Genomic DNA, 10,343 nt, shown 5'->3' on the forward strand with positions numbered 1-10,343 from the left:
AGCTGGGTGCCGTAGTTCTGGCCGGCCTGGCCGTAGGTGGAGAAGGCGCCGGCGTCGTTGTCGCCGACCATGACGATCAGGCCCGGGCCGATGATCGCCAGCAGGGTCTTCAGCCGCACCGAGAGCCCCTGGCGGGGCGCGTCGTCGTCCAGCCTGATGGTGCCGAGGGCACCCTTGATGTCACCGATGTGCGCGTCGTCCAGCACCGCGCTGCGAGCGGCGGGAACCTTCGGGTCGAGCATGACGTCTGCCATGGTGGGTCCTCCCCGCCCCCTGCCTTGAGGGGGCCATAAGGGGGCACGCAGCAGTAATCCTCCCTGCGGACGCACGGCACCGGGCCGCACGGCGGCGCGAGCCGGGACAGGGCCGGGCTCGGGCGTCGTGCGGGCATGACGGTGCGTCAGGTCGCTTGGGTCATGGCATGGTCGAGCGCATGACGCAGCGTCTGATGGGGCGTTCGCAGGAAAGGTTGTTACCGCGTGCCGGAGGTGTACGAGAGCATGCGGGGGTAGGGGCAACTGTGGCCCGGACTACTGCAGTCCATGTTTCTCGCCTCCTCCCGGCCGGGGGGCGCACCGACTGTGCGCCGCATCGCGACACGGCAAGGAGCGTCCCGGCGCACGAAGGCGACCGGTACACCCCAACTCGTCAGAGCTTTGGCACTTCACGGCGTGATCCCCCTTGCGGGGGAAGCCACTTGGGATCAACCCTTAGGTCGGGAAGATCTGTCCTGAACCTGGGCGTCTCTCGACGTCGTCGGGTCAGTGGCCTGTGTCCGTGAAGACGCCTCACCGAACGAGGTGCCTCTTCAAACCTCGAAAAGCATACCCCCGTCAGGATCGCCGTGGGCCACTTTTCCGGTGTCCTTCGACACCTTTGTAGAACTTTGACGCCAGAGGACGCCGGAGGACGCCGGAAACGCAGCAAGAGGAGGCGGCAGGGGACGCAGGAGGACGCCGGACTTCGGCGACGTCGAACGCCGTACCATGGGCGCCGTTCCAGACGGCGGCGGCGAGGAAGGGAAACGGGGCGGTGCTGCGCGGGTTCGGCGATCTTGAGGCCGAGATCATGGACCGGCTCTGGTCCTGGGGCCGGCCGGCCACGGTGCGCGAGGTGGTCGACGACCTCCAGCAACAGCGGCCGGTCGCCTACACCACCGTGACCACGGTGGCCGACATCCTCCACACCAAGGGCTGGCTGCGCCGGGACAAGGTCGGCCGCGCCTGGGTGTACGAGCCGACCTGCACGCGCGAGGCGTACACCGCCCGGCTCATGCACCAGGCACTGGAGACCACCCAGGACCGCACCGGTGCGCTGCTGCACTTCGTCGACGCCATGAGCGGCGACGAGGCCTCCGCGCTGCTCGCCGCCCTGGAGCAGGTGAAAGCCCGGGACGACGAGCGGTGACCCTCGCGCTGCTCTGCCTCTACCTGGCCGCGACCGGTCTCGCGCTGCCGCGCCGGCTGGCCGGCTCCGCCCGGCTCCAGACCCGCCCGGTGGCGGGCACCGCCCTGTGGCTGGCGCTGATGGCCTCCTTCGCCGTCGCGCTGCTGCTCGCCGCCCACCACACCGTCGAACCCTTCGCCCACGAGCCCGCCGGACTGCTCGGGCTCATCCCGCACGCAGAACCGGCCCCGCCGCTGGCCCCGCACACCCACGACTGGTGGCTGCTCGCCGCCGGGGCCGCCGGGGTCGCCGCGGTGGTGGCCGGCGTCGGCGCGCGGGCCGGGCGGGCGCGCCGGCGGCACCGGAAGGTGCTGGACGTCGTCGCGGTGCGCGACCGGCACTGGAACGCCCTGGTGCTGGAGCACGCCCACCCGACCGTCTACTGCCTGCCCGGCCGCCGCAGCCGGGTCGTGGTCTCACGCGGCGCCCTGGAACTCCTCGACGAGCGCCAGCTCGCCGCCGCCGTCGCGCACGAGCGCGAGCACATCCGCGGGCGGCACCACCTGCTCCGGCTGCCGGCCGACGCCTTCGCGCTCCTCCTCGGCCGCCTGCCGCTGGCCCGCCTGGGACGGGCGGAGGTGGCGCTGCTGCTGGAGATGGCGGCCGACGACGCGGCGCTCGCCCGGGTGTCGCGCAGCGAACTCGCCTCCGCGCTCTGCGCCCTGGCCACCTCCCCGGCACCCCCGGGCGGCTCCCTCGGGGTCGCGGCCACCGGGGTGCTCACCCGGGTGCGGCGGCTGGCGCGCCCCGGGGGTGGCCGGCGACGGCGCCGAGCGGCGTGGTGGGCCGGGGTGGTGGCGATCCCGCTGCTCCCCTACCTGTTGGCCTGCGCGCCACATCCGTGAGCGGGGCTGACTCGTTCCGGTCATTGACCGTCCATCAGACTCTCAGGAAGATCGGTTAGCCTGCCCCGGCACCGCACCGTGCGGTGCGCCAAAGGGGGATCGACAACCGCGATGACCGCGAAGACTTCCATGCGTTCGATCAGCACGTACACCCGCGCGACCGCCGTGGCCGCCGCTGCCGCCGCCGTCCTGGCGCTCACCGGCACCGCCGCCCAGGCCGCGGACCAGAGCGCCGCCGCCCCGGTCTCCGGCACCGAGGGCATCATCACCGTCGGCCACAACCAGGCCCAGCCGCTCGTCAGCCCCGACGGCACCACGGCGTACGTCGTGGTGAGCGGGACGGGCAACACCGTCCAGGTCAAGGCGGTCGACACCCAGAGCGACGCCGTCACCCGGCAGGCCACCCTCGACACCGCCCAGCTCGGCCTGGTCGCCGCGCTGTCCGCGGACGGCACCCGCCTGTACGTCGCGAACGGGCAGCAGCTCGTGGTGCTCGACACCGCCACGCTGACCGTGCTCACCACCACCGCGCTGCCCGACCAGCCGCGCCAGGCCGGCTGGAACCCGGGCCTGCTCACCGGCCTCACCGTGAGCCCCGACGGCGCCACCGCCTACGTCGTCCAGAACGGGCCCACCGCCTACCGCCAGTACGGCCAGGGCCGGGTGGTCGCGTTCTCCACCGCCCAGCACGCCTTCACCGGCTCCGTGCAGGTGCCCACCAGCTTCACCGGCACCGCCGCGTTCCGGCCGGGCGGGCACGACCTGTACGTCGGCGGCGACGCCGGCGTCTTCCACGTCGGCACGGCGGGCACCGCGCCCACCCTGGTCGGCACCGTCGGCGGCACCGCCGGGGCGCTCGACTACCACCCGGTCTTCACCCCGGACGGCACCCGCCTGTTCGCGGTGGCCTCCGGCTACAAGGGCGGCCAGGCCGACGTGATCGACCCGGCCGGCGACACCGTCACCCGCCACCTCACCCTGGTCAACGGCTTCGCCGACCTGGGCGACCCGCAGATCAGCCCGGACGGCACCCGCCTCTACCTGACGAAGGCCGACTACAGCAACGGCCCGTCGGTGCTCTCCGTCGACACCGCCTCCGGCAGCCTGGTCGCGGCCGAGACCGTCTCCCCCGACGAGGACCAGCTCGACGGCCTCGCCGTCGGCCCCGACGGCCACACCCTGTACCTGACCGGCAGCATCGGGAGCAACGGGACGCTCCAGATCATCGCCAACTGACCCACGGGAGCGGGCCCGGTCGTTCCGTGCGGAACGACCGGGCCCTCCTCCTTCGTCGACGTGAGCCGTGCTTCGTCGCCGTGCCGCGGGCGGTGCCCGTCAGGCGGGGCGGACGGCGCCCATGTACGGCATGACGGAGATCGGGAGGACCTCCACGTTCTTGCCGGTGCGCGGGGAGTGGATCATCTTGCCGTCGCCTATGTAGATGCCGACGTGGTGGATGTCCTCGTAGAAGAAGACGAGGTCGCCGGGCTGGAGGTCGCCGCGGGCGATGCGCGTGCCGGCGTTCCACTGGTCCTGCGACATCCGGGGGAGCTTGACGTCGGCCGCGCGGTAGGCGGCGCCGGTCAGGCCGGAGCAGTCCCAGGTGTTCGGCCCGGTCGAGCCCCATTCGTAGGGCTTGCCGAGCTGGGCGGTGGCGAACTTGATGATGTCGGCGGCGCGGCCGCTCGCACTCGGGCTCGGCAGGGTGGCGTCCGCGCCGGGCCCCGCGGCGGGCCGGCCGGCCGAGCGGGAGGCCCGGTCCGCCGCGGCGGCCTGCTGGGCGGCGGCCTTCGCCTTCTCGGCGGACTCCTGGGCGTTGATCCTGGCCCGGTCTTCGGCGCTCAGCTTGTTGAGCAACGCCTGGGCCTGCGCGAGCCGGCTCTGGACCTGCTTCTTCTCCTCGCCCAGCGACGCGCCCACGCTGTCGAGCTGGGTGAGCATGGCGGCGGCCTCGGCGCGGTCCTGGTCGAGCCGGCGCTGCTCGTCGCGGGCCTGCTTGAGCAGTGCGGTCTGGCCCTCGACGACCTGGTTCTGCGCGGCGGCGCGCTCCAGGTAGCCGGCCGGGTCGGAGTCGAGCATCAGCTGGATGCCCGGGTCGATGCCGTTGGTGCGGTACTGCTCGCCCGCCACCGCGCCGAGCCGGGTGCGCAGCTCGTTCATCGCCTCCTGGCCGCGGGCGACCTTGTCCTGGATCCGGTTCGCGTCCGCCTGGAGCGACTGCTGCTTGGCCTGGAAGCCGTTGTAGCGCTCGATGGACTGCTCAGCCTCCTCGTTGAGCTTGTCCACCTGTTCCTTGACGGAGGCGAGCGTGGGCGTCGGCTCGGCGTGGGCGGTCCCGGCGGCGAGCACCGCGCCGCCGGCCACGGCCGTGGTGAGGACGGCGAGGCGCGCCCGGCTCGGGGGGCTGGGCTTGCGGCGCTTTCCCATGGCGGTGGGCTCCTTCGGGGGACGGAGGCAGGGCGGAGCGGGGCGGAACAGGGCACGGCGGAGCGAAGGCGGGTGGGATCGCACGGGGGATGTCAGCCCCACCCGCCTTCTTCGAAGTAACTTAATAGATGGGCGCCGAGGTTCCACAATCCCGTTGTCACTTCTCCTTCTTGGAACGACCGCGGCCGCCGCTTTCGTTCAACCGTCCGCCCGACCGCCCGGCCCCCTCGACGCCCCGGCTGGCACTCGGCGTCACCCGGAGTGCTGAAGTGTGGCTAAATCGAGGGAAAGGTCACATCCACCGGCCCTCCTGTGCCCGCGCGAACGGGCGCTAACCTGCGGTCATGAAGGTCCCGCCCGAAGGGCTCCCCCTCGCCGCCGAGTTCCCGGCAGCGCACCGTGAGCAGTGGCAGCGGCTCGTCGAGGGCGTGCTGCGCAAGTCCGGTGCGCAGCCCGAGGACGCCCCCGCCGCCGAACAGGCGCTCGCCACCCGCCTCCAGGACGGCCTGAGCGCCCGCCCCCTGTACACCGCCGAGGACACCGGCGCCGAGGCCGGCTACCCCGGCTTCGCGCCGTTCGTGCGCGGCGGTCGCCCGCAGGGTTCGGCCGTCGCCGGGTGGGACGTCCGCCAGCGGCACGCCGACCCGGACCGGCGCCGGACCAACGAGGCGGTCCTCGCGGACCTGGAGAACGGCGTCGGCTCGCTCTGGCTGGAGCTCGGCGGGGGCGGCCTGCCGATCACCGCGCTGCCCGAGGCGCTGACCGGCGTCTACCTGGACCTGGCCGCCGTCGCCCTCGACGCCGGAGCCGAATTCGCCGACGCCGCCGAGCAGTTGTTCAAGCTGTACGAGGAGCGCGAGGTCTCCCCCGGTGCCGCCGCCGGCAACCTCGGCGCCGACCCGCTCGGCCTCCAGGCCAGAACCGGCGACACCGCCCGCACCGACGCCCTGCTCGCCGACGCCGCCGCGCTCGCCGCCCGCTGCGCCGCCGACTACCCCGGCGTCCGCGCCCTCACGGTCGACGCCCTGCCGTACCACGAGGCCGGCGCCTCGCCCGCCCAGGAGCTGGGCTGCTCGCTCGCCACCGGCGTCGCCTACCTGCGTGCCCTGACCGCCGCCGGGCTCCCGGTGGACGCCGCACTCGGCCAGCTGGAGTTCCGCTACGCGGCCGACGGCGACCAGTTCCTGACGATCGCCAAGTTCCGTGCCGCGCGCCGCCTGTGGGCCCGCGTCGCCGAGGTGTCCGGCGCGTCCGCCGAGGCCTCCGCGCAGCGCCAGCACGCCGTCACGTCCCGGGTCATGATGACCGCGCGCGACCCGTGGGTGAACATGCTGCGCACCACCGTCGCCTGCCTCGCCGCCGGGGTCGGCGGCGCCGACGCCGTGACCGTGCTGCCCTTCGACACCGCGCTCGGCCTGCCCGACGCGTTCGCGCGCCGGATCGCCCGCAACACCCAGTCGATCCTGCTGGAGGAGTCCCACCTGGCCCGGGTGATCGACCCGGCCGGCGGCTCCTGGTACGTCGAGCAGCTGAGCGAGGAGCTCGCGCACGCCGCCTGGGCCTGGTTCCAGGAGATCGAGCGGGCCGGCGGCCAGCGGGCCGCGCTGGAGTCCGGCCTGGTCGGCGAGCGGATCGCCGCGACCTGGGCGGAGCGCTCCGCGAAGCTCGCCAAGCGGCGCGAACCCGTGACCGGTGTCAGCGAGTTCCCGCACCTGGACGAGCACCCGCTGGTCCGCGAGCCGGCCCCGGCCGCGCCCGGCGGCGGGCTGCCGCAGGTGCGGCGCGCCGAGGCGTACGAGGCCCTGCGGGACCGCTCGGACGCCTTCCTCGCGGCCGACGGCGAACGGCCGAAGCTGTTCCTGGCGTCGATCGGCACCGCCGCCGCGCACACCGCGCGCACCACCTTCGCCGCCAACCTGTTCCAGGCGGGCGGGATCGCGACCGTCTCCCTGGAGTCCGCCGACCCGGCCGCGTTCGCCGAGGCCTTCCGGGCCTCCGGCGCCACCGTCGCCTGCCTCTGCTCCAGCGACGCCCTGTACGGCGAGCACGCCGCGGCCGTCGCCGGCGCCCTCAAGGAGGCCGGCGCCCGGCGCGTGCTGCTCGCCGGACGGCTCACCGAAGTACCCGCCGGAGTGGACGAGTTCATCCACGCGGGCGGAGACGCGGTCGCCGCCCTGACCTCCCTGCTGGACCTGATCGGAGTGGCCCGATGATCCCCGACTTCACCGGAATCGGGCTGGACGGCGGCGCCGCCCGCGACGTCACCCCCGAGCAGTGGCGCTCCGCCTGGCGGCGGACCACCGGCAAGGACGTCGACGAGCTCGTCTGGGACACCCCCGAGGGCATCGGCGTCAAGCCGCTGTACACCGCCGACGACCTCGCCGGCCTGGACTTCCTCGACACCTACCCGGGCATCGCCCCGTACCTGCGCGGGCCCTACCCGACCATGTACGTCAACCAGCCGTGGACCGTCCGCCAGTACGCGGGCTTCTCCACCGCCGAGGAGTCCAACGCCTTCTACCGCCGCAACCTCGCGGCCGGCCAGAAGGGCCTCTCGGTCGCCTTCGACCTGCCGACCCACCGCGGCTACGACAGCGACCACCCGCGCGTCACCGGCGACGTCGGCATGGCGGGCGTCGCCATCGACTCCATCTACGACATGCGCCAGCTGTTCGACGGCATCCCGCTGGACAAGATGTCCGTGTCGATGACCATGAACGGCGCCGTGCTGCCGGTGCTCGCGCTCTACATCGTCGCGGCCGAGGAGCAGGGGGTGCCGCCGGAGAAGCTGGCGGGGACCATCCAGAACGACATCCTCAAGGAGTTCATGGTCCGCAACACCTACATCTACCCGCCGCAGCCGTCGATGCGGATCATCTCGGACATCTTCGCGTACACCTCGCAGAAGATGCCCCGGTACAACTCGATCTCCATCTCCGGCTACCACATCCAGGAGGCCGGGGCCACCGCCGACCTGGAGCTCGCCTACACCCTCGCCGACGGCGTCGAGTACCTGCGCGCGGGCCTCGACGTGGGCCTGGACGTCGACGCCTTCGCGCCGCGGCTGTCCTTCTTCTGGGCGATCGGCATGAACTTCTTCATGGAGGTCGCCAAGCTGCGCGCGGCCCGCCTCCTGTGGGCCAAGCTGGTCAAGCAGTTCGACCCGAAGAACGCCAAGTCGCTGTCGCTGCGCACCCATTCGCAGACCTCCGGCTGGTCCCTCACCGCGCAGGACGTGTTCAACAACGTCACCCGTACCTGCGTCGAGGCGATGGCCGCCACCCAGGGCCACACCCAGTCGCTGCACACCAACGCCCTCGACGAGGCGCTCGCGCTGCCCACCGACTTCTCGGCCCGCATCGCCCGCAACACCCAGCTGCTGCTCCAGCAGGAGTCCGGCACCTGCCGCGTCATCGACCCGTGGGGCGGCTCCGCCTACGTCGAGAAGCTCACCCACGACCTCGCCGTCCGCGCCTGGCAGCACATCCAGGAGGTCGAGGCCGCCGGCGGCATGGCCAAGGCCATCGACGCCGGCATCCCCAAGCTGCGCGTCGAGGAGGCCGCCGCCCGCACCCAGGCGCGCATCGACTCCGGCCGCCAGCCGGTCATCGGCGTCAACAAGTACCGGGTGGAGAGCGACGAGCAGATCGACGTGCTCAAGGTCGACAACTCCTCGGTCCGCGCCCGCCAGATCGAGAAGCTGCGCCGCCTGCGCGCGGAGCGCGACGAGGCCCTGACGCAGGACGCGCTGCACGCGCTGACCCGCGCCGCCGAGGCCGGCCCCCAGCGCGGCGGCTCCCTCGACGGCAACCTGCTGCACCTCGCTGTCAACGCGGCCCGCGCCAAGGCCACCGTCGGCGAGATCTCGGACGCCCTGGAAAAGGTGTACGGCCGCCACTCCGGCCAGATCCGTACCATCTCCGGTGTGTACCGAGACGAAGCCGGCCAGTCGGCCCCCCTCCAGCGCACCCGGGACCTCGTCGAGCGCTTCGAGGAGGCCGAGGGCCGCCGCCCGCGCATCCTCGTCGCCAAGATGGGCCAGGACGGCCACGACCGCGGCCAGAAGGTCATCGCCACCGCCTTCGCCGACCTCGGCTTCACCGTCGACGTCGGCCCGCTGTTCCAGACCCCGGACGAGGTGGCCCGCCAGGCCGTCGAGGCCGACGTCCACATCGTCGGCGTCTCGTCGCTCGCCGCCGGACACCTCACCCTGGTGCCCGCGCTGCGCACCGCGCTCGCCGAGGCCGGGCGGGAGGACATCACCATCGTCGTCGGCGGCGTCATCCCGCCGCAGGACTTCGACGCCCTGTACGAGGCCGGCGCGGCGGCGGTCTTCCCGCCCGGCACCGTCATCCCGGACGCGGCGTACGACCTGCTGAAGTCCCTGGCGGCCGACCTCGGCCACGAGCTGTGAGCCGCTGAACCTCCATGCCTCCGCGGACGATCGACCTCGACAGCTACGTCACGGGCGTCCTCGACGGCTCGCGCGCGTGGATCGCGCGGGCCGTCACGCTCGTCGAATCGACCCGGCCCGACCACCGGGTGCTGGCCCAGCAGCTGCTCCAGCGGCTGCTCCCGCACGCGGGCGGCGCGGTCCGGGTCGGCATCACCGGTGTACCCGGTGTCGGCAAGTCGACCTTCATCGACTCCTTCGGCACGATGCTGACGGCGGCGGGCCACCGGGTCGCGGTGCTCGCCGTCGACCCGACCTCCAGCCGGACCGGCGGCTCCATCCTGGGCGACAAGACCAGGATGGAGCGCCTGGCGGTGGATCCCGCCGCCTTCGTCCGCCCCTCCCCCACCTCGGGCACGCTCGGCGGCGTCGCCAAGGCCACCCGGGAGTCAATGGTGGTCATGGAGGCGGCCGGGTACGACGTCGTGCTCGTGGAGACGGTGGGCGTCGGCCAGTCCGAGACGGCGGTGGCCGGGATGGTCGACACCTTCCTGCTGCTCAGCCTGGCCCGGACCGGCGACCAGCTCCAGGGCATCAAGAAGGGCGTCCTGGAACTGGCGGACGTCATCGCCGTCAACAAGGCGGACGGCCCCCACGAGACGGACGCCAAGGGCGCGGCCCGCGAACTCGCGGGCGCCCTACGGCTGTTGCAGGCACCGGACGCGGCATGGTCGCCACCGGTACTGACCTGCAGCGGCCGCGAGGGCCTGGGCCTCGACGTGCTGTGGGAGCGCCTGCAGCAGCACCGCAAGGTGCTGGACGCGACGGGCGCGCTGGCCGCGAAGCGCCGCGACCAGCAGGTGGAATGGACGTGGACGATGGTCCACGACCAGCTCTACGCCCGGCTGCACGAGCACCCCGAGGTTCGACGCCTGGCCCCCGACCTGGAGTCCCAGGTACGAGCCGGAACGCTGCCGGCGGGCCTGGCGGCGCAGCGGATCCTGGACGCCTTCTTCGGCGCGAACTAGCTTCGTTGAGCGCCCTGCCTCCGGACCGGAGGCAGGGCGCTTCGTCCGTCTGCGGTTATCACGCCGCCCTGGGCAGGGAGCAGAGGTCCTTGGCCGTGGGGGGGCCCCCCCGGGGGGCCCGCGCCGCCGCGGGGGGCACGGCCGCGAACACCCCCCCCAGGACCCCCCCCCCCCCCGGGGCCCCCCCCGCCCGGGCGCCCGGCG

7 protein-coding genes, 1 pseudogene and 1 riboswitch are annotated in these 10,343 nt (G+C 73.3%); of the genes and pseudogenes, 6 read left to right on the top strand and 2 right to left on the bottom strand.

All coding sequences use genetic code 11. The annotated features are described in order from the left end of the window. Positions 1 to 254 (bottom strand): annotated as a pseudogene (locus tag ACFV4F_RS01260) (manganese transporter); the annotation flags it as partial. Between the two features lie 378 nt (positions 255 to 632). Further along, positions 633 to 807: riboswitch (M-box (ykoK) riboswitch) on the bottom strand. Between the two features lie 228 nt (positions 808 to 1,035). On the opposite strand from ACFV4F_RS01260, the gene ACFV4F_RS01265 reads away from it, so the two are divergent. The 3 genes from ACFV4F_RS01265 to ACFV4F_RS01275 all read left to right on the top strand — a co-directional run bounded on the left by ACFV4F_RS01265 (position 1,036) and on the right by ACFV4F_RS01275 (position 3,527). Next, complete coding sequence (locus ACFV4F_RS01265) at positions 1,036 to 1,407, top strand: BlaI/MecI/CopY family transcriptional regulator (protein ID WP_380447999.1); 372 nt, start codon at positions 1,036 to 1,038, stop codon at positions 1,405 to 1,407. Beyond that, positions 1,404 to 2,291, top strand: a complete 888-nt coding sequence (locus ACFV4F_RS01270; RefSeq protein ID WP_380500007.1) for a M56 family metallopeptidase — start codon at positions 1,404 to 1,406, stop codon at positions 2,289 to 2,291. Before ACFV4F_RS01265 ends, ACFV4F_RS01270 begins: the two co-directional genes overlap by 4 nt. 111 nt (positions 2,292 to 2,402) lie before the next feature. Next, positions 2,403 to 3,527: a hypothetical protein gene (locus ACFV4F_RS01275; protein WP_380500008.1), complete on the top strand. Its 1,125-nt coding sequence runs from the start codon at positions 2,403 to 2,405 to the stop codon at positions 3,525 to 3,527. Positions 3,528 to 3,626: 99 nt separating this feature from the next. Here ACFV4F_RS01275 and ACFV4F_RS01280 read toward each other — a convergent pair whose 3' ends face one another. Continuing rightward, positions 3,627 to 4,718, bottom strand: a complete 1,092-nt coding sequence (locus ACFV4F_RS01280) for an NlpC/P60 family protein (protein WP_380500009.1) — start codon at positions 4,716 to 4,718, stop codon at positions 3,627 to 3,629. Between the two features lie 344 nt (positions 4,719 to 5,062). Between ACFV4F_RS01280 and ACFV4F_RS01285 the strand changes: the two genes are divergently transcribed. From ACFV4F_RS01285 to meaB, 3 genes are read left to right on the top strand one after another with little or no spacing between them, the layout of a single operon-like run. After that, a complete protein-coding gene (locus ACFV4F_RS01285; protein ID WP_380500010.1) occupies positions 5,063 to 6,931 on the top strand; it encodes a methylmalonyl-CoA mutase family protein in 1,869 nt (622 codons plus the stop codon). After that, positions 6,928 to 9,132, top strand: coding sequence for a methylmalonyl-CoA mutase (scpA, locus tag ACFV4F_RS01290; protein ID WP_380447986.1), 2,205 nt, complete (start codon positions 6,928 to 6,930; stop codon positions 9,130 to 9,132). Before ACFV4F_RS01285 ends, scpA begins: the two co-directional genes overlap by 4 nt. A gap of 14 nt (positions 9,133 to 9,146) precedes the next feature. Then, positions 9,147 to 10,139: a methylmalonyl Co-A mutase-associated GTPase MeaB gene (gene meaB / locus ACFV4F_RS01295; RefSeq protein ID WP_380500011.1), complete on the top strand. Its 993-nt coding sequence runs from the start codon at positions 9,147 to 9,149 to the stop codon at positions 10,137 to 10,139. Positions 10,140 to 10,343 lie beyond the last annotated feature (204 nt).

The sequence above is a fragment of the Kitasatospora sp. NPDC059722 genome (genome assembly GCF_042733235.1).
Taxonomy (GTDB): Bacteria; Actinomycetota; Actinomycetes; order Streptomycetales; family Streptomycetaceae; genus Kitasatospora.

Bases quoted from the DNA above. Each gene is read 5' to 3' on its own strand.
- meaB (WP_380500011.1), top strand. From the start codon at position 9,147: ATGCCTCCGCGGACGATCGACCTCGACAGCTACGTCACGGGCGTCCTC.
- scpA (WP_380447986.1), top strand. From the start codon at position 6,928: ATGATCCCCGACTTCACCGGAATCGGGCTGGACGGCGGCGCCGCCCGC.
- ACFV4F_RS01280 (WP_380500009.1), bottom strand. From the start codon at position 4,718: ATGGGAAAGCGCCGCAAGCCCAGCCCCCCGAGCCGGGCGCGCCTCGCC.
- ACFV4F_RS01285 (WP_380500010.1), top strand. From the start codon at position 5,063: ATGAAGGTCCCGCCCGAAGGGCTCCCCCTCGCCGCCGAGTTCCCGGCA.
- ACFV4F_RS01275 (WP_380500008.1), top strand. From the start codon at position 2,403: ATGACCGCGAAGACTTCCATGCGTTCGATCAGCACGTACACCCGCGCG.